The organism is Thiohalophilus sp. (assembly GCF_046483665.1).
Taxonomy (GTDB): Bacteria; Pseudomonadota; Gammaproteobacteria; order UBA6429; family Thiohalophilaceae; genus Thiohalophilus.
In genome coordinates this window covers 11,608-30,567 of sequence record NZ_JAWOCR010000033.1, presented here as the reverse complement: position 1 = coordinate 30,567, position 18,960 = coordinate 11,608, and the positions used below count along the sequence as shown (strand labels likewise).

The window sequence follows — 18,960 nt, the reverse complement described above, 5'->3', positions numbered from 1 at the left end:
GACTGACTCTGGGGGCTTCCTATCAAAGCGAAATGGCCATGGATGAGTTTGACAAATATTCTGGACTGTTTGCCGAGCAGGGTGACTTTGATATCCCGGCAACATGGACACTGGGTCTGGCCTATGACATGGGGAATTCCAGTACCATTGCTTTTGATGTACAGAAAATCATGTACAGTGATGTCAACTCCATCGGTAACCCGATTTCTAACTTGAACCCCGGTAACAACTTGCTGGGTACAGATGATGGCGGTGGTTTTGGCTGGGAAGACATTACCGTCTATAAACTGGGTTACCAGTGGTCCACCAGTGCTGAATGGACCTGGCGTGTCGGTTATAATCATGGTGATCAGCCCATTCCCAGCTCGGAAGCACTGTTCAACATCCTGGCGCCGGGTGTGATGGAAGATCACTTCACCTTTGGTTTTACCAAGAGCACTGGTGCTGACAGTGAGTTCAACCTGGCCGCGATGTATGCACCTGAAAATACCGTGAGCGGTACAAATGCGTTCAGTGCACATGGTCAAAAGGTCGATCTGACTATGACCCAATGGGAACTGGAAGCCAGCTGGGCCTGGAAGTTCTAAGTCGTCAGAGTCTGCTCTGATGTCACAGGGATGTCGACAGGGCCATGGATGTGTATCCATGGCCCTTTCTGTTTCAGCGTATTGAATTGTTTGTTTGACCGACCTCTTTGTTCGTGTGACTGAGAATGTCGGTTAACTTGCCGAATACTATTTAAAAAATGGATGGGAGATTTATGAAATCGATGAAACTTGCCTTCACCGGTTTGCTGGCCCTGTTGTTATCGACAGGCGTTGTACAGGCCGAGGAAAAGCTCAAGCCCTTCGTACTGGCTGACAGTCAGGGGGCGGATATGACCACAGCGGTTAGCACCGCCAAACAGAAGCTGACTGACGCCGGCTTTGAAGTAGTCGGTGAATATTCGCCGTATGACAACGCCAGAATCGTGGCGATCACCAGCGACGCCCTCAAGGAGACCGCTGCCAAAACCGATTACGGCGTGTTCGGCGCCGCGCAGCGGGTCACCTTCTACAACACCGGCGATAACGTTCAGGTGGCCTATACCAATCCGATCTATCTGGCCCATGCCTATCAACTGGACGGGGATCTGGTGGCGGTTGCCGCGCAGCTGGAAGGAGCGCTGGGTAAACAAACAACCTATGGCTCCAAAAAAGGACTCACCGGGGAAGATCTGCGCGATTATCAGTACAAGTGGCTGATGCCGTACTTCTATGACCGCCTGAATCTGGCCGACTACAACACCTACGAGGATGCGGTTAATGGCGTTGAAGCGGCGATTGCCGCCGGCAAGGGCGGGGTGAAACCGGTCTATCGCATCGATCTGCCCGGCCAGCAAGCCTCTGTATTCGGGGTCCATATTCTGGGCAACACGGACGCGACTGAATGCGCCGGCGACCAGTACATCATGGAGCGGATCGACTTCAAGGACACCAAGTCCCTGGGTCATCTGCCCTATGAGATCGTGGTCAAGGGCGACCAGGCCTACGCGCTGCGGGCCGAGTTCCGCATCGCCATCAGCTTCCCGGACCTTTCCATGATGGGTAGCAACAGCTTCGCCTCCATCATGTGCGCGCCCGACGCGATCGAGACCGCCCTGACCAAAGCTGCCGGCGGCAAAAGCGGCGGCGACGATGAATGGTAAGGGGGGGCACTTTTTCAGGGTGAATGCTTAACATTTGTGCATAAAAACAGGTAGACTCAGCACTTATTTGGTACCTCCTCCACGTACCAATTCAGCCCCGGTGGTTTTCATCGGGGCTTTTTTCGTTTTGGGGCAGGGATTTTGGGCCAGTGGCCGGGTTTGCTGTTGGTCATGCCGGGTACCGGGCCAGGCCCGATCCGGCACCCGTCTTTGTTCGAGACTGGATTCCGGCTCAAGGCCGGAATGACGCGGGGCCTTCTGCTGGTCATGCCGGGTACCGGGCCAGGCCCGGCACAGGCACAGCCCCGACACAGGGCCGACCTGGCACCCGTCTTCGTTCGAGACTGGATTCCGGCTCAAGGCCGGAATGACGCGGGGGCCTTCTGCTGGTCATGCCGGGTACCGGGCCCGGTCCGGCCCGGCACAGGCACAGGCACAGGCACAGGCCCGACACAGGGCCGACCTGGCACCCGTCTTTGTTCGAGACTGGATTCCGGCTCAAGGCCGGAATGACGCGGGGGCCTTCTGCTGGTCATGCCGGGTACCGGGCCCGGTCCGGCACAGGCACAGGCCCGACACAGGCCGACCTGGCACCCGTCTTCGTTCGAGACTGGATTCCGGCTCAAGGCCGGAATGACGAGAGGGCTTCTGCTGGTCATGCCGGAATGACGGTTCAAGCGTTATATTGTTCGTCATGCCGGGCTCGACCCGGCATCCAGTCCCGGTTCGGGAGGCGACAACGACTTCCTTCCCCCGCCCGGGTGCGTTGTGCGGCGCCTCCCACAGCAAAAGCGCTCGATCGCCATGAAAAAAATCCCCGAATCGGGTAGAATACCGCTTCTTTGCGCGAGCCGTGACAGCCCCGGGCGCACCCTGCGCTGGGTTGTAACGCTCTGAATCCATTGAAATTTATATGAACCAGGAGTAATTGATGTTTAAACGAGACATGACCATTGCGGGCTATGACGACGAACTGTGGGCGGCGATGCAGAACGAGGAGCAGCGCCAGGAAGAGCATATCGAACTGATCGCCTCCGAAAACTACACCAGCCCCCGTGTCATGCAGGCTCAAGGATCAGTGCTCACTAATAAATATGCCGAAGGCTATCCCGGCAAACGCTATTACGGCGGCTGCGAATATGTCGACGTGGCCGAGCGGCTGGCCATCGATCGGGTCAAAGAACTGTTCGGCGCCGATTACGCCAACGTCCAGCCCCATTCCGGTTCCCAGGCCAATGCTGCCGTTTATATGGCGCTGCTGCAGCCAGGCGACACCGTGCTGGGCATGAGCCTGGCCCACGGCGGTCATCTGACCCACGGCGCCAGGGTCAACTTCTCCGGCAAGATCTACAACGCGGTGCAGTACGGTATCGACGAGCAGGGCTTCATCGATTACGACGAAGTCGAGCAACTGGCCAAAGAGCACCAGCCGAAGATGATCGTCGCTGGCTTCAGCGCCTATTCGCAGGTCGTGGACTGGCAGCGTTTTCGCGAGATCGCCGATATGGTCGGTGCCTGGCTGATGGTGGATATGGCCCACGTGGCCGGTCTCATCGCCGCCGGCGTTTACCCGAGCCCGGTGAATATCGCCGATGTGACCACCTCCACCACCCACAAGACCCTGCGCGGGCCGCGTGGCGGCATCATCCTGGCCAAATCCAACCCGGATATTGAAAAGAAACTCAATTCGCTGGTCTTCCCTGGTACCCAGGGTGGTCCGCTGATGCACGTCATCGCCGCCAAGGCTATCGCCTTCAAGGAAGCCCTGGAACCCGACTTCAAGGCCTATCAGCAGCAGGTGGTGAAAAACGCCAAGGTGATGGCCGAGGTGTTCCAGAGCCGTGGTTTCGATGTCATCTCCGGCGGCACCGAAAACCACCTGTTTCTGGTCAGCTTCATCAAGCAGGAACTGACCGGCAAGGACATCGATGCCTGGCTGGGCGATGCCAACATCACCGTCAACAAAAATGCCGTGCCCAACGATCCGCAATCGCCGTTTGTTACCAGCGGTATCCGGGTCGGCACCCCGGCCTCGACCACCCGGGGTTTCGGTGAAGATGAAAGCCGGGAACTCGCCGGCTGGATGTGCGATGTCATCGACAGCAAGGGCGACGAAAAAGTGATTGCCGAGACCAAGAAGAAAGTCCTGGATCTCTGCAAGAAGCATCCGGTCTACAAGTAACAGGGACGAGTGACGAGGTGGAAAAATGGCGCCCACAGGCTTGATCATTTTTTCTGGCTATTGCGACGATATGGATAACTCATGGAACCGGGAAGCAGTGGTATGACACAGAAATATTTTGTTCCTCGTCCCTCGTCCCTCGTCCCTCGGCACTGAGCGATGCATTGTCCGTTCTGTGGCGCCGACGATACCAAGGTGATCGACTCGCGCCTGGCGGGCGAGGGGGCCGCCGTGCGTCGGCGGCGCGAGTGCCTGAGTTGCCACGAACGCTTTACCACCTTTGAAACACCCGAACTGGTGATGCCGCGGCTGGTCAAGAACGACGGTCGCCGCGAACCGTTCGATGAGGAAAAGCTGCGTGCCGGCATGCAGCGGTCACTGGAGAAGCGGCCGGTCAACACCGATGCCATTGAGGATGCCCTGAACCGGATCCTCAAACAGTTGCGGGCGCTGGGTGAGCGCGAGATCGACTCCAAGCAGGTGGGCGAACTGGTCATGCAGGAACTGCGCGATCTGGATCAGGTTGCCTATGTCCGTTTTGCCTCGGTGTATCGCAGTTTCGAGGATGTCAGTGCCTTCCAGGAAGAGATCGAAAAGCTTCAGAGTGTCCCCTCGCCGGAAATGAAACGCCAGCAACAATCCCTGTTGCCGGATGACGACGACAAACAATAAGCAGCCCTTTCCCGATGAACTTCAGCGCCGATGATCACCGTTACATGGCCCGTGCCCTGCAACTGGCCGAACGGGGACTGTATACCACCGATCCCAATCCCCGGGTCGGTTGCGTGCTGGTGCGGGATAACGCCATCGTCGGCGAAGGCTGGCACGAACGGGCCGGCGAGCCCCATGCCGAAATCCATGCCCTGAAGGTGGCTGGCGATGCCGCGCGCGGCAGTACCGCCTATGTCACCCTGGAACCCTGTTGCCATCAGGGGCGCACGCCACCTTGCAGTGACGCGCTGATCAAGGCCGGTGTCAGCCGGGTGGTGGTGGCCATGCGCGATCCCCACTCACAGGTCGACGGCGGTGGCATCAGCCAGTTGCAGGCGGCCGGTATCAGCGTGGACAGCGGTCTGATGGAAGCGCAGGCCTTTCAACTCAATCCCGGCTTTATCCGGCGCATGCAGCGCGGCCGTCCCTGGGTGCGGCTGAAACTGGCCATGAGCCTGGACGGACGCACGGCCATGGCCTCGGGCGAGAGCCAGTGGATCACCGGCGCGGCCGCGCGCCAGGATGTGCAACACTGGCGGGCGCGCAGCTCGGCGATCCTCACCGGCGTCGGCACCGTGCTGGCCGACGATCCGTCCATGACCGTGCGCCTGGAGCAGACCGAACGTCAGCCCCTGCGGGTGATTGTGGATACCAACCTGAGCACGCCTCCCGGCGCGAAAATTCTGCAACAGCCCGGTCAGACCGTGATTATGACCTGCAGTGAAGATGAGGCCGCACGAGAAGAGCTGCAAGAAGCCGGTGTCGTGGTGACTGCCGTCCCGCAGGATGGACACAATAATGTCGATCTGAGCGCGGTACTGGATCAACTGGGCGAGATGGAAATCAACGAACTGCACGTCGAAAGCGGTGCTACTCTGGGCGGCTCATTGATACAAACAGGATTGGTCGATGAGTTAATCATCTACATGGCCCCGACCCTGCTCGGCGACGCGGCCCGCGGTCTGTTTCACCTGCCGGGGCTGGAAAACATGGCCGATCGGATACAGTTGCAGATCAAGGACATTCGTGCCGTTGGTGAAGACTGGCGAATCACCGCGGTGTTGGCAAAAAGCTAACCACCAAGACGCCAGGACACAAAGGAAGAGAATTAAATCAATAAATCTTCGCGGAATAACGAGCCGGGTAGAGCGTCATGCCGGATACCGGCACAGGCCCGACCCGGCACCCAGTCTTCGTTCGGGACTGGATTCCGGCTGCTGCCGGAATGACAAGCAGAGGCAATAGATTGGCCGTCATGCCGGGCTAGACCCGGCATCCAGTCTTCGTTCGGGACTGGATTCCAGCTGCTGCCGTAATGATGGGCAGAGGCAGGGGATTGGTGAACTGCGATCAGAAATTTGTTCGACAGGGAGAAGGCTTATGGACAAGCTACCGTGTGTTTACATTCTGGCAAGTAAACGAAATGGCACTTTGTATACGGGAGTCACATCGAACCTGCCAGGCAGGGTATGGCAGCACAAGAATAGCGTTGTTGAAGGGTTTACCAAACGCTATAAAATCCACCGGCTCGTCTGGTATGAAGTGCATGAGACAATGGAAAGTGCAATAAACCGGGAAAAGGGAATTAAAAACTGGAAAAGGACGTGGAAATTGGAATTGATAGAATCAATGAACCCTGATTGGGTGGATTTGTATTCACGAATTGTCTGACAACGTGATTTTGATCTCTGTCCGAGACTGGATTCCGGTTTCCACCGGAATGACGAGCAGGGGCCAGTACGTTGTTCGTCATGCCGGGTACCGGGTCAGGCCCGGTACAGGCCCGACCCGGCACCCAGTCTTCGTTCGGGACTGGATTCCGGCCCCGGCTTAGAGCATGCCGGGGCAGGCTATTCGCCGGAATGACAAGCGATGGCACGATCTGATTTGTCATGCCGGGCTCGACCCGGCATCCAGTCTGTGTTCGGGACTGGATTCCTGCCCCGGCCTGGAGCTTGCCGGGGCAGGCTTTCACCGGAATGACGGTCGGGGCGGCTGTGCGCAGAAATGACAAAAGCAAGACCTGACAGGGCAATATAGGAAAAACATGTTTACAGGTATCATACAGTCAGTAGGCAAGATTGCCGCGATCGAACCCAAAGGCGCCGATGCGCGGGTGCGCATTCAGACCGGCAAACTGTCGCTTGCAGATGTGTCACCCGGTGACAGCATCGCGGTCAACGGCGTTTGCCTGACAGCAGTTGAATTGCCGGGTGACGGGTTCCTGGCGGATGTCTCGGGAGAGACGTTATCGTGCACGACGTTTGCCGATATACAGACCGGCAGCCCGGTGAATCTGGAAAAAGCCCTGACGCCAACCACTCACCTGGGTGGTCATCTGGTCAGTGGTCATGTGGATGGCATCGGCGAGGTGATCGAACGATCCGATGCCGGACGGTCAGTGAAATTTCGTATCCGGGCGCCGGATGAACTGGCTCGTTACATTGCGAGCAAAGGATCGATCTGTGTCGATGGTATCAGTCTGACGGTCAATGCCGTGGAAGGTGCGATATTTGATCTGAATATCGTTCCGCACACACTGGTGGAAACCACCATGGGACATTTTGGGACAGGCCGGCGGGTTAATCTGGAAGTGGATGTCATCGCCCGTTATCTGGAACGTTTACTGTTGGGTGATAAAGCGGCACAATCGTGTCAGGGTGTGACCGAAGCGTTGCTCGCCGAGCATGGTTTTATCAAGTAGGATTTATGGCACTGAACAGTACACAAGAGATTATCGAGGATATCCGTCAGGGCAAAATGGTGATCCTGATGGACGATGAAGATCGCGAGAACGAAGGCGATCTGATCATTGCTGCGGAAAAAGTGACGCCTGAGGCGATCAATTTTATGGCCAAATACGGCCGCGGCCTGATATGCCTGACCCTGAGCAAGGAACGCTGCGAGCGGCTACGCCTGCCGCCGATGGTCACGGAGAATCGCGAAGCCCACGCCACGGCGTTCACTGTTTCGATCGAAGCCGCGGAAGGCGTCACGACCGGCATTTCCGCCGCGGATCGTTCTGTCACGATCCAGACCGCTGTGGCCCCCGATGCCAAACCCTCGGATCTGGTCCAGCCCGGTCATGTCTTCCCCCTCATGGCCCAGCCGGGTGGGGTGCTGACCCGGGCGGGGCATACTGAAGCGGGTTGTGATCTGGCGCGCATGGCAGGGCTGGAGGCGGCCTCGGTCATTGTCGAGATTCTCAATGAAGACGGCAGCATGGCCCGGCGTCCGGATCTGGAAAAATTTGCCGCTGAACACAATCTGAAAATCGGGACCATTGCTGACCTGATCGAGTATCGCATGCGTAACGAAAAAACCGTCGAGCGGGCGGCCACCTGTAACATGCCGACCCGCCACGGTGACTTTCATCTGTATGCCTATCGCAACAGCATCGATCAGCAGGTCCATCTGGCCCTGGTCAGGGGGGATCTGGATCCCAAAAAACCGGTGCTGGTCCGTGTGCATGTGGAAGATACCCTGTGTGATATTTTCGGCAGCCAGCGTGACGATTGCGGCTGGCCGCTGGGTGATGCCATGCAGCGTATTGCCGATGAAGGGGAGGGCGTAGTGATTATCCTGCGCCTGGCCGAAGAGTCAGAAACCCTTGTGTCGCATATTAAACAGTATAATGAACAGGACCAGGGCCATGATCTGCCCCACTATGAATCGGGCGAGGATCTGCGTACTTACGGGATCGGTGCACAGATTCTCACGGATCTCGGCGTGAAGAAAATGCGCGTACTGAGTGCACCGAAAAAAATGCATGCCCTTTCCGGCTTTGGTCTGGAAGTGCTGGAATACGTTTACGGGGAATAACAGGAAAGTACAATGACGATGAAAACTGTGGAAGGAGAGCTGGTTGTCAAAGGAGCGCGTTTCGGGCTGGCCGTGGCGCGTTTTAACAGCTTTGTTGTTGAGAGCCTGCTGAATGGCGCCGTCGATACCATCACCCGCCATGGCGGCAGTGAAAGCGATATCGAAATCGTGCGTGTGCCGGGGGCCTATGAATTACCACTGGTTGTACAGCGCATGGCGCAGGGCAAAAACTATGATGCGATTATCGCGCTGGGTGCAGTGATTCGCGGCGGGACCCCCCATTTTGATTATGTCGCCGGCGAATGTGTCAAGGGCATCTCCTCGGTCATGCTGCAGCACGATGTGCCGGTGGCCTTTGGTGTGCTGACTGTGGATACCATCGAGCAGGCCATCGAGCGGGCCGGCACCAAGGCCGGTAACAAGGGCGCCGAGGCGGCCATGTCGGCCATCGAGATGGTCAACCTGCTGAAGAATCTGTAGCCTCGATGAAACCCAATCCCCGTAGTCGTGCCCGGCGTCTTGCCATGCAGAGCCTGTATGAGTGGCAGATGTCCGGCAACACAATTGACAGGATCATCAGCCAGTATGCGGTTGATGAGCAAATGCGTAATGTAGACGAAGCCTATTTTCGCGAGCTGAGTAACGGTGTCGCCGAACATAGTGAGCAGCTCGATCAATCCATTACGGCCTACATTACACGCCCCTACGACGAAATCGATCCGGTCGAAAAAGCCGTTCTGCGCCTGGGTGCCTTTGAACTCAGCTTTAAACCGGAAGTGCCCTATCGCGTGATCATCAACGAAGCCGTCGAACTGACCAAAACCTTCGGCGCCGAAGCCAGCCACAAATTCATTAATAGTGTCATGGACAAACTCGCCGCCGAACTGCGCGGCATCGAAATGCAGGCCCATAAACGGAAGTAAAACCCGACGCAGAGGCGCAAAGACGCAAAGGGCGCAGAGTAAAGAATTCTAAATTACTCGATTAAGAAGTATTATTGATAATCAGAGGTAGAGTTGTTCGCTTGTTTTATATGGTGAAACAAACATGCGGTATTAGAAATACGCACTAAAAATATTCTACCTTTGCGGTTCTTGGCGCCTCTGCGTTGAAGGTTTTTCTAACCAGAACAGTTCCCATGCCTCTGACTGAATTTGACATTATCGCCCGTTACTTCGCACAGGCCACGCCCGGGCGCAAGGATGTGGTGCTGGGGATTGGTGATGATGCGGCGGTGATCGATCCACCGGCCGGTCAGCAATTGGCGATCGCCATTGATACGCTGGTGGCGGGGGTGCATTTTCCATTCGATACCGAACCTTATGACCTTGGCTGGAAGGCGCTGGCGGTAAATCTCAGTGATCTGGCAGCGATGGGAGCCGAGCCGGCCTGGCTGACACTCGCGCTGACACTTGAACATAACGATGAAGACTGGCTGGCCGCGTTCAGTCGCGGGCTGGCGGATCTGGCCGCACAGTATGACCTGCAGCTGGTGGGCGGGGATACCACGCGCGGCCCGTTGACTGTCACGGTACAGGTCGCCGGTTATCTGCCGCCCGGCGAGGCCCTGACGCGCCAGGGCGCAGCCCCCGGCGATGAAATCTGGGTTTCGGGCACGCTGGGCGACGCCGGGCTCGGCTTGCGGATTGCCCAGGGTCGGCTGGAAGCGGGCGATGTCGTGAAAGAGACTTTGTGCCGCCGACTAGACCGGCCGCCCCCCCGGCTGGCAGCGGGCATCGCGCTTCGCGGCATCGCCAGTAGTTGTATCGATATTTCCGATGGTCTGCTGGCCGATCTCGGACATCTGTGTGCGGCGGCCGACTGCGGTGCCAGAGTGCACTACGCCGATTTGCCGTTATCGTCCGCGGCCCGTCCATTCATTGAAGCGAATTCCGAGCTGGGCGATCTGCCGCTGATCGGCGGCGATGATTACGAGCTCTGTTTTACCGCAGCGGCCAGTCGTCATGCCGATATCCGGTCACTTGCGACGCAACTGGATTGCCCGCTGACCTGTATCGGGCAGATCGAGACCGAACACGGGATACGCTGTCAGCAACCGGATGGCCAGCTGAAAAGTCTGTCCGGTCAGGGCTATCGCCATTTTAACGAGTCAAACTGAATGCGAATCAAGGTCGATCCCCGTTTACTAATCAACCCGGTTCATCTGTTGAGCCTGGGGTTTGGCAGTGGCCTGGCCCCGAAGGCCCCGGGGACAGCCGGCACCCTGGTGGCGATTCCGGTGTATCTGCTGATGAGCGGCCTGAATCCGGTGGCGTATTTGCTGATTACGCTATTCCTTTTATATACAGGCATTCACCTGTGTCAGGCCACAGCGCGTCGACTGGGCGTCCACGATCATCCGGCCATTGTCTGGGATGAAATCGTCGGCTATTTGTTGACTATGGTCGCGGTACCGTTTGACTGGATCTGGATTGTGGCCGGATTCGCGCTGTTTCGGCTGTTCGATGTCTGGAAGCCCTGGCCGATCGGTTTGCTGGATCGACGTGTCTCGGGGGGGATCGGTATCATGCTGGACGATCTGCTGGCAGCCGTGTATGCCTCGGTTGTACTGCAACTGGTGATTTATCTGACAGGAGGCGCTTTATGAAAGGAATAATCACAATCAGCCTGTTATTGCTGAGCACAGTGTTGCACGCTGCAGAGGTAGAAATTCTCAAGGTCGAGCTGCTTGAACAGGGGCCGCAAACCTGGCGCGCCGACGTGACACTCCGACATGCCGATACTGGCTGGGAGCATTACGCCGACGGCTGGCGCGTGGTTACGCCTGACGACGAGGTGCTGGGCCATCGGACATTGCATCATCCGCACGTGAACGAGCAGCCGTTTACCCGCAGCCTGTCGGGAATTACCATTTCGCAGGATATCTCACAGGTGATTGTCGAAGCCCATGACAAGGTGCATGGCTGGTCGCCGGATCGGGTTACTGTCGATCTGACACAGAGTACGGGTGATCGCTATCGGCTGGAGCGGCGTTAGCAATGCGTTACCTGCCGCCTCAGGGCTGGTTGCTCCTGCTCCTGCTGGCAGGCAGCATGCTGGTCCATGCAGTGGATATCCAGATACATGGCCTGTTTCGTGATATGGCCATATTAAAGGTGGATGGCCGACAATACACACTGCGACCGGGCGAATCGACGCCACAGGGGATTACCTTAATCCGGGCCGACAGCGAGCAGGCCGTGCTGGAGATCGATGGTCAGCAGGAAACCTATCCGCTCGGCAGTCATATCAGCACCGTTTATTCCCGACCCGAAATGCCCGAAGCGGTAATCTATCGCCAGAATGGTATGTATTATGGCAGCGGCAGTATCAACAGCCAGTCGATCAGTTTTATTGTCGACACCGGAGCAAGTGCCATTTCCATGAACGAGGCACAGGCCCGGCGCCTGGGGCTGGACTTTCGGGTGATCGGTGATCCGATTCGCGTCTCCACCGCCAACGGTGTCGTGCGCGCCTACAAGGTCACCCTGGACCGGGTCAAAGTCGGAGATATTCAGCTGAACAACGTCACCGGCATTGTCCATGAAGGCGCCTCACCCCAGGTGATCCTGCTGGGCATGTCTTTCCTCGGCCAGCTGGAAATGCAGCGCGACGGTGAACGGCTGGTGCTGAAAAAGAAGTGGTGACCCTCTTTTCGATTCTCTGGGAATTAACGCGGAGGTCGCGGAGAAGGGAATTATTCTTTAAATATTCCAGTGACAGTGGTGTTCCTAAGATGGCTGGGAAGAGTTGATAAGACACCGAATCTGTAGCAAATCAACAACAAATAATCTCTGCGCCTCCGCGACTCCGCGTCCTCCGCATTTAAATTCCCTCCCTGGAAAATCGGCACTAACCGGTGTGCTGGTTAGGCCTTTTTGTCTTTTTCGATCAGGGCGTAGGCGGAGTGGTTGTGGATGGACTCGAAGTTTTCGGATTCGACCACGTAGTAGTTGATGCGCTTGTCGGCGTTCAGGCGCGCGGCGACGTCCCGGACCATATCTTCGACAAACTTGGGGTTGTCGTAGGCGCGTTCGGTGACGTTTTTCTCATCCGGACGCTTGAGCAGGCCGTAGAGTTCGCAGGAGGCTTCTGACTCGACCAGTTCGATTAACTCCTCGACCCAGACGAACTCCTCAATCCGTGCGGCCACCGTCACATGGGAACGCTGGTTATGCGCACCATAGTCGGAAATATTTTTTGAGCAGGGACAGAGGCTGGTGACGGGCACAACGACCTTGAGGGTCATCTGGACCTTGCCCTCGTGAATTTCGCCGATGAAACTGACGTCATAGTCCATCAGGCTCTCTACACCGGAGATGGGGGCCTTCTTGTTAATGAAGTAAGGGAAAGCCATCTCGATGTGGCCGGAATCGGCTTCCAGTTTCTCGGCCATTTCGGCCAGCATTTCCTTGAAGGATTGCACGGAAATCTCGCGTTCGTGGTTATTGAGGATATCCACGAAGCGAGACATGTGAGTGCCCTTGAAGTTATGCGGCAGATTGACATACATGTTGAACGAGGCGACGGTATGTTGCTCGCCTTCGTTACGATCGCGAATCCGCACCGGATGACGAATGTCCTTGATGCCGACCTTGTTGATCGGAATCTGGCGGGTATCGGCACTGCTCTGTACGTCTTCGATGGGGTCGGTTACGGCATTCATTTCAAGTCTCGTCCTCTGTGTAGGTGACGCAGGCGCGATCGGTTTCCCAGATCGTTACGGCACTCACTTTCACCACGTCGGAATTCAGCGATTCCGACAGCTTGCTGTAAAAGAACGCGGCGATGTTTTCAGCGGTCGGGTTGATACGATCAAACGGGGCAATATCGTTCAGATTGTAGTGATCCAGTCCGCCCAGCAATTCGCGGGTGGCGTTCTTGATGTCCTTGAAGTCCATGCCCATGCCAACCTTGTCCAGGCTGCTGGCCTGCACATGCACTTCGACTTTCCAGTTATGGCCATGAAGGCGGTTACAAACACCTTCATAATCGCGCAGATAATGGGCCGCGGCGAAATCGGTGACAATGGTCATGGTATAGCGTGACGCCATGGTAATACCTGAGTGATTGAGTAGGACTTTACGCGAGTGTCGCGTGTTTGGCAAGGGGCTGTTCGCCCAGTACCTCGGTAATGGCACGGATTATACCATCTGTATCCAGTCCCGCCTCGGCGAGTAACTGGTCGCGGCTGCCGTGTTCCAGAAAGCTATCGGGCAGACCCAGGTGTAATACCGATATCGGGTGGGGTTGTTCGGACAGCCACTGACTCACCGCGCTGCCGGCACCGCCATCAATGGCGTTGTCTTCCAGCGTCACCAGCAGGTCATGGTTGCTGGCCAGTTGTTGCAACAGTTCGGTATCCAGTGGCTTGATAAAACGCATATTGGCCACACTGGCATCCAGTTTTTCGGCGGCGGCCAGGGCGTTATCCAGCAGGGTGCCGAAGGAAAGGATGGCCACCCGTTTCCCCTCGCGGCGCCGCTCACCGCGACCCACTTCCAGCGGTTCCAGCGAGGGTTCCACCGCCACGCCCATCCCGGTACCGCGTGGGTAGCGCACGGCGGCTGGACCGGCCAGCTGGAAACCGGTACTTAACATCTGGCGGCACTCGTTTTCATCGGCCGGGGCCATCACGGTCAGGTTAGGGATAGCGCGCAGATAACTCAGGTCGAAACTGCCGGCATGGGTGGCGCCGTCGGGACCGACAATGCCGGCCCGGTCGATAGCGAACAGCACGGGCAGGTTCTGAATCGCGATATCGTGGATGAGCTGGTCGTAGGCCCGCTGTAAAAAGGTGGAGTAGATGGCGACCACCGGTTTCATTCCGTCGGCTGCCATACCACCGGCGAGGGTCACCGCATGCTGCTCGGCAATGCCCACATCAAAGTAACGGTCCGGATATTGTTCGGCGAAGCCGACCAGTCCCGAGCCCTCGCGCATGGCCGGGGTAATTCCGACCAGCCGCTCGTCGGCGGCCGCCATATCGCACAGCCACTGGCCGAAGACTTCCGTATAGGTCGGACCACTGCTGCTCCCGCTGCCGTGGGGTTGGCCGCTTTCGATATCGAACGGTCGCACCCCGTGATAGGTGCAGGGATTGTCCTCGGCCGGCGCATAACCCTTGCCCTTTTTGGTCACAATATGCAGAAATTGCGGGCCTTTGAGCTGGCGCAGGTTGCGCAGGGTCTTGACCAGCGTATTGATATCGTGGCCGTCCACCGGCCCGATGTAATTGAAGCCCAGCTCCTCGAACAGGGTCCCCGGCACCACCATGCCTTTCATGTGTTCCTCGGCGCGGCGCGCCAGCTCCCAGACCGACGGCATGACACTGAGCATTTTCTTGCTGCCCTCGCGCATCGAAGCATACAGGCGGCCGGAGAGAATCCGTGCCAGATGATTGGACAATCCGCCGACATTGGGTGAGATGGACATGTCGTTATCGTTGAGGATCACCAGCATGTTGGCGTCCATGTCTCCGGCGTGGTTCAGCGCCTCGAACGCCATACCGGCGGTCAGCGCGCCATCACCGATGACCGCCACCGTGCGGCGATCGCTGTGTTGCTGGCGTGCGGCCAGCGCCATACCGAGGGCGGCACTGACCGAGGTGCTGGAGTGGCCGACGCCGAAGGTATCGTATTCGCTCTCTTCCCGGCGCGGAAAACCACTGAGGCCGTCTTTTTGACGCAGGCTCGGCATCTTTTCGCGACGGCCGGTGAGAATTTTGTGCGGATAGCCCTGGTGACCGACATCCCAGACCAGTCGATCTTCCGGGGTATCGTACACATAGTGCAGAGCGAGGGTCAGCTCGATGGTCCCCAGGCTGGCGGCCAGATGGCCACCGGTGCGGCTAACGGATTCGATCAGAAAGCGACGCAATTCCTCTGCCAGTGGCCCCAGTTGCGATTGTTCGAGTTCGCGCAGATCGGCCGGCAGGTGGATCTGATCCAGCAGTGGGTAGGGCGCAGAATCGGACATCGGTATCGGGTTAGCGGCCAGGTGGCGAATGAAGGAGGTGATTATAGCAACTTGTCAGGCATTTGTGCCGCGATTGTTAATGCTGGCGTTGCACGATGTAGCGGGCAATCCCGCGCAGCGGTTCGGCGGCCTCATCCCATTCGGCCAGGCTGTGCAGAGCGTCATCAATCAGTTGATTGGCGAGACGCTTGGAATCGTCCAGGCCGAGGAGGGCCGGGTAGGTCGGTTTGTTGAGGGCCAGATCTGCGCCATGGGACTTGCCCAGGGTTTCAGTATCGCCTTCCACATCCAGCACGTCATCCTGGATCTGAAAAGCCAGACCGATGCATTTGGCGTAGTGATCCAGTTGCCCGAGGAGGCGCTCGTCTATATCGGGGTGGCACAGGGCCCCCAGTTTGACACTGGCGCGGATCAGGGCACCGGTCTTGTGAACATGCATATTCTCCAGCTCGGCCACATTCAAAACCTGTCCCACGGCCGCCAGGTCGATTGCCTGGCCCCCGGCCATACCCCGCGAACCGCTGGCCAGGGCCAGCGCCTCGACCATCTGCAGGCGTTGTGGTGCCGGAATCTGTGGATCGAGATGCCGCGCCAGGACGAAAAAGGCCAGTGATTGCAGGGCGTCGCCACAGAGTATAGCCGTGGCTTCGTCAAATGCCCTGTGCACCGTGGGCTGGCCGCGACGCAGATCGTCGTCGTCCATGGCCGGCAGATCGTCATGCACCAGCGAATAGGCATGAATCAGTTCCACGGCCGCGGCCGGAGCATCCAGGGATTGGGCCTCGAGCGAGAGCGCATGACCCGCCGCATAGGTCAGAATCGGGCGAATCCGTTTGCCGCCGTTGAAAATCGCATAGCGCATGGCGCGGTGCAGTTCCTGGGGCAGGGTTTTCTCTGCGGGCAGCCAGCGCTGCAGGGCAGTGTCGGCGCGTTGGCGCCATTGTTCGATATCGATATCGTTCACGGGTTACTGGTCGTCCGGGTCAAAGGAGACGAGCTCTTCCTGGCCGTTTTGCTGCAGAAGTTGTTCGACCTTCTGCTCGGCGGTTTTCAGCGCCTGCTGGCACTGGCGCGTCAGGGCCACGCCACGTTCGAAGTCCTTGAGGGACTGATCGAGACTCTGATCGCCCTGTTCCATCCGTTCCACCAGTGTTTCCAGCTCGGCCAGGGACTTTTCAAAATCGGGTAAAGCGGTTTTGGCAGCCGCTTTTTTAGTGGTTTTCTTTTTACTGTCTTTTTGGGTCACGGCTCTTATACTCAAAGGCTCTACTGAACAATTCGACCACGGGGCGACGCCCCGGCGCAGGCCTAATGATAGGGGCATTTCCCGGTTGAAAACACCCCCGGTCGAGACAGACGGGCTCCGGGCGGTTTAAATTGCCCGCCAATGCCCCCATTGAAAATAAACCGGCGCCGTGACGGACTGGATTTAGACTCGGTCTTGACACAGGCAAGCGGCTGGTCTATCGTTTCAACATAATTTAGACAGAGTCTAAATTTTCGTTTTTTCAGCAAGTCCATAATAATGGAGGAAATGACAATGGCAGAACTGAAAGGCAGCAAGACTGAACAGAGCCTGAAAGACGCCTTCTCCGGCGAATCTCAGGCTAACCGTCGTTACCTGTACTTCGCAGCCAAGGCTGACGTAGAAGGGTACAACGATGTTGCGACCGTATTCCGCTCCACGGCGGAAGGTGAAACCGGCCACGCACACGGTCATCTGGAATACCTGGAAGCTTCTGGCGACCCGGCGACCGGTCTGCCGATTGGCGGTACTGATGACAACCTGAAGGCTGCAATCGCCGGCGAAACCCACGAGTACACCGACATGTACCCGGGTATGGCCAAGACCGCTCGCGACGAAGGTTTTGACGAAGTCGCTGACTGGTTCGAAACCCTGGCCAAGGCGGAGCGTTCCCACGCCAACCGCTTCCAGAAGGCGCTGGACAACCTGGATTCATAATCCGGCGTTGTTGCAAGACAAAACCGGGATCAGGTAACTGATCCCGGTTTTTTTACAATTCCATTGATTGACCCACACTGAAATAACAACAGGGAGTTCACATGGCCGGTTCAAATGTTCGCGAAGGCAGTCTTGAGGCGCCAACCCGTCACCCGCTGGATTGGCAAAGCGAGTCGTTCTATGACGAGCAGGCGCTAAACGAAGAGCTGGAAAGGGTTTTTGATATCTGCCACGGCTGTCGGCGTTGTGTCAGCCTGTGTCATTCGTTCCCGACGTTGTTTGATCTGGTGGATGAATCGGAGACGATGGAAGTCGATGGTGTCGCCAAAGAAGATTACTGGAAAGTCGTGGAGCACTGCTATTTATGCGATTTGTGCTACATGACCAAATGCCCTTATGTGCCGCCGCACGAATGGAACGTGGATTTTCCGCATCTGATGTTGCGCGCCAAGGCTATCAAGTTCAAAAAAGAGGGCACCTCGTTCCGCAACAAGATGCTCTCTTCCACCGATACAGTGGGCAAGCTGGCCGGTATTCCGGTCGTTGCCCAGACCGTGAATGCGGTCAATGCTACCAGGCCGCTGCGCAAACTGATGCAGCCGATCACCGGCATCCATGCCGAGGCCACACTGCCGCGTTTCGAAAGCAAGCCGTTTCGCAGCCGTTTCAAGGGTAGCGCCGATCTGCAGGGTGAGCCGGGTGACAGCACGCGCGGCAAGGTCGCTTTGTTTGCCACTTGCTACGGCAATCGTAATGAACCCAGCATGAATGAAGATCTGGTCGCGGTACTGGAACACAACGGGATTCCCGTGGTACTGGCTGAAAAAGAACAATGCTGCGGCATGCCCAAGCTGGAACTGGGCGATCTGGAATCGGTTGCCCGCGCCAAGGAAGCGAACGTCCCGGTTCTGGCCAAACTAGTTGATGAAGGTTATGACCTGATCGCGCCGATCCCCTCCTGCGCTCTGATGTTCAAGCAGGAACTGCCGCTGATGTTTCCGGATGACGAACAGGTCAAAAAGGTCCAGCAGGCGTTTTATGATCCGTTTGAATACCTGATGCTGCGCCACAAGGAAGGCAAGCTGAAGACCGAGTTTCCCAACAAGCTGGGTAAGGTCGCCTATCACGTGGCCTGTCACCAGCGGGTACAGAATATCGGTATGAAGACCCGCGATGCGCTCAACCTGGTGCCCGATACCGAGATCGAAGTGATCGAACGTTGCTCGGGCCATGACGGGACCTATGCTGTTAAGCAGGAGTACCACGAGATTTCGATGAAGATCTGTCGACCGGTTTTCAACAAGGTCAAACAGGCCGAGCCGGATCACTACACCAGTGATTGCATCATGGCCGGCCATCAGATCGAAAACGGCCTGCGCGACGGTTCGCATCCCGAACACCCGATGACCCTGTTGCGGGTTGCTTACGGCATATAAGCAACAGGGCCGAGGGACGAGTTACGAGGGACGAGGAAAAGCAAAAACATAAACCACCAAGATACGAAGACACCAAGAGTTAAAGTTTATTAATGAATTCTTTGTGCCTTGGCGTCTTGGTGGTGAGATTGTAATTATTTTGTTGTTGTTCGAATACACATATAGATTCGAGAGGTTCGAT

General features: G+C 57.2%; 23 protein-coding genes. 17 read left to right on the top strand and 6 right to left on the bottom strand.

Going from position 1 to position 18,960, the window contains the following annotated elements; genetic code table 11:
* Both R6U90_RS07665 and R6U90_RS07660 read left to right on the top strand, forming a co-directional pair.
* Positions 1-587 (top strand): OmpP1/FadL family transporter (locus R6U90_RS07665; RefSeq protein WP_410352082.1); only part of this gene is annotated, 587 nt, incomplete at its 5' end.
* 173 nt (positions 588-760) lie between these two features.
* Positions 761-1,687 carry a hypothetical protein gene (locus tag R6U90_RS07660; RefSeq protein WP_410352081.1) on the top strand — a complete coding sequence of 309 codons (927 nt, stop codon included), beginning with the start codon at positions 761-763 and terminating at the stop codon, positions 1,685-1,687.
* Between the two features lie 63 nt (positions 1,688-1,750).
* Here the strand turns inward: R6U90_RS07660 and R6U90_RS07655 are convergent, their stop codons facing one another.
* Positions 1,751-1,999: a hypothetical protein gene (locus R6U90_RS07655; protein WP_410352080.1), complete on the bottom strand. Its 249-nt coding sequence runs from the start codon at positions 1,997-1,999 to the stop codon at positions 1,751-1,753.
* Positions 2,000-2,618: 619 nt separating this feature from the next.
* On the opposite strand from R6U90_RS07655, the gene glyA reads away from it, so the two are divergent.
* The 13 genes from glyA to R6U90_RS07590 all read left to right on the top strand — a co-directional run bounded on the left by glyA (position 2,619) and on the right by R6U90_RS07590 (position 12,049).
* Positions 2,619-3,869, top strand: a complete 1,251-nt coding sequence (gene glyA, locus R6U90_RS07650) for a serine hydroxymethyltransferase (protein WP_410352079.1) — start codon at positions 2,619-2,621, stop codon at positions 3,867-3,869.
* 159 nt (positions 3,870-4,028) lie between these two features.
* Positions 4,029-4,541: a transcriptional regulator NrdR gene (gene nrdR, locus R6U90_RS07645; protein WP_410352078.1), complete on the top strand. Its 513-nt coding sequence runs from the start codon at positions 4,029-4,031 to the stop codon at positions 4,539-4,541.
* Between the two features lie 14 nt (positions 4,542-4,555).
* Complete coding sequence (gene ribD, locus R6U90_RS07640; RefSeq protein WP_410352077.1) at positions 4,556-5,656, top strand: bifunctional diaminohydroxyphosphoribosylaminopyrimidine deaminase/5-amino-6-(5-phosphoribosylamino)uracil reductase RibD; 1,101 nt, start codon at positions 4,556-4,558, stop codon at positions 5,654-5,656.
* Between the two features lie 304 nt (positions 5,657-5,960).
* Positions 5,961-6,251 carry a GIY-YIG nuclease family protein gene (locus tag R6U90_RS07635; protein WP_410352076.1) on the top strand — a complete coding sequence of 97 codons (291 nt, stop codon included), beginning with the start codon at positions 5,961-5,963 and terminating at the stop codon, positions 6,249-6,251.
* Between the two features lie 166 nt (positions 6,252-6,417).
* Positions 6,418-6,591, top strand: coding sequence for a hypothetical protein (locus R6U90_RS07630; protein ID WP_410352075.1), 174 nt, complete (start codon positions 6,418-6,420; stop codon positions 6,589-6,591).
* A gap of 36 nt (positions 6,592-6,627) precedes the next feature.
* Entirely contained in the window at positions 6,628-7,284 is a 657-nt protein-coding gene (locus tag R6U90_RS07625; RefSeq protein ID WP_410352074.1) for a riboflavin synthase, read from the top strand.
* A gap of 5 nt (positions 7,285-7,289) precedes the next feature.
* A complete protein-coding gene (gene ribBA / locus R6U90_RS07620) occupies positions 7,290-8,402 on the top strand; it encodes a bifunctional 3,4-dihydroxy-2-butanone-4-phosphate synthase/GTP cyclohydrolase II (RefSeq protein WP_410352073.1) in 1,113 nt (370 codons plus the stop codon).
* Between the two features lie 12 nt (positions 8,403-8,414).
* Positions 8,415-8,882 carry a 6,7-dimethyl-8-ribityllumazine synthase gene (ribE, locus tag R6U90_RS07615; protein WP_410352072.1) on the top strand — a complete coding sequence of 156 codons (468 nt, stop codon included), beginning with the start codon at positions 8,415-8,417 and terminating at the stop codon, positions 8,880-8,882.
* Positions 8,883-8,887: 5 nt separating this feature from the next.
* Positions 8,888-9,325: a transcription antitermination factor NusB gene (gene nusB, locus R6U90_RS07610; RefSeq protein ID WP_410352071.1), complete on the top strand. Its 438-nt coding sequence runs from the start codon at positions 8,888-8,890 to the stop codon at positions 9,323-9,325.
* A 215-nt stretch (positions 9,326-9,540) separates the two neighbouring features.
* Positions 9,541-10,521, top strand: a complete 981-nt coding sequence (thiL, locus tag R6U90_RS07605; RefSeq protein ID WP_410352070.1) for a thiamine-phosphate kinase — start codon at positions 9,541-9,543, stop codon at positions 10,519-10,521.
* Positions 10,522-11,010, top strand: a complete 489-nt coding sequence (locus R6U90_RS07600; RefSeq protein ID WP_410352069.1) for a phosphatidylglycerophosphatase A — start codon at positions 10,522-10,524, stop codon at positions 11,008-11,010.
* On the top strand, positions 11,007-11,399 hold the full coding sequence (locus tag R6U90_RS07595; RefSeq protein WP_410352068.1) for a hypothetical protein: 393 nt from the start codon (positions 11,007-11,009) through the stop codon (positions 11,397-11,399). Before R6U90_RS07600 ends, R6U90_RS07595 begins: the two co-directional genes overlap by 4 nt.
* A 2-nt stretch (positions 11,400-11,401) precedes the next feature.
* Entirely contained in the window at positions 11,402-12,049 is a 648-nt protein-coding gene (locus R6U90_RS07590; RefSeq protein ID WP_410352067.1) for a TIGR02281 family clan AA aspartic protease, read from the top strand.
* 221 nt (positions 12,050-12,270) lie between these two features.
* On the opposite strand, the gene folE2 is transcribed toward R6U90_RS07590, so the two are convergent.
* From folE2 to R6U90_RS07565, 5 genes are all read right to left on the bottom strand, one after another.
* Positions 12,271-13,068, bottom strand: coding sequence for a GTP cyclohydrolase FolE2 (gene folE2 / locus R6U90_RS07585; protein WP_410352066.1), 798 nt, complete (start codon positions 13,066-13,068; stop codon positions 12,271-12,273).
* A gap of 1 nt (position 13,069) precedes the next feature.
* Positions 13,070-13,456: a 6-carboxytetrahydropterin synthase QueD gene (queD, locus tag R6U90_RS07580; protein ID WP_410352065.1), complete on the bottom strand. Its 387-nt coding sequence runs from the start codon at positions 13,454-13,456 to the stop codon at positions 13,070-13,072.
* 28 nt (positions 13,457-13,484) lie between these two features.
* Positions 13,485-15,380: a 1-deoxy-D-xylulose-5-phosphate synthase gene (gene dxs, locus R6U90_RS07575; RefSeq protein WP_410352064.1), complete on the bottom strand. Its 1,896-nt coding sequence runs from the start codon at positions 15,378-15,380 to the stop codon at positions 13,485-13,487.
* Between the two features lie 76 nt (positions 15,381-15,456).
* Positions 15,457-16,344: a (2E,6E)-farnesyl diphosphate synthase gene (gene ispA, locus R6U90_RS07570; RefSeq protein ID WP_410352063.1), complete on the bottom strand. Its 888-nt coding sequence runs from the start codon at positions 16,342-16,344 to the stop codon at positions 15,457-15,459.
* Positions 16,345-16,347: 3 nt separating this feature from the next.
* Entirely contained in the window at positions 16,348-16,626 is a 279-nt protein-coding gene (locus R6U90_RS07565) for an exodeoxyribonuclease VII small subunit (RefSeq protein ID WP_410352062.1), read from the bottom strand.
* 294 nt (positions 16,627-16,920) lie between these two features.
* Between R6U90_RS07565 and R6U90_RS07560 the strand changes: the two genes are divergently transcribed.
* Together R6U90_RS07560 and R6U90_RS07555 are read left to right on the top strand one after the other, a co-directional pair.
* Complete coding sequence (locus R6U90_RS07560; protein WP_310692732.1) at positions 16,921-17,343, top strand: rubrerythrin family protein; 423 nt, start codon at positions 16,921-16,923, stop codon at positions 17,341-17,343.
* Positions 17,344-17,444: 101 nt separating this feature from the next.
* The gene (locus R6U90_RS07555) at positions 17,445-18,779 is read left to right on the top strand and encodes a heterodisulfide reductase-related iron-sulfur binding cluster (protein ID WP_410352061.1); all 1,335 of its coding nucleotides are present in this window, start codon (positions 17,445-17,447) and stop codon (positions 18,777-18,779) included.
* Positions 18,780-18,960: the final 181 nt, after the last annotated feature.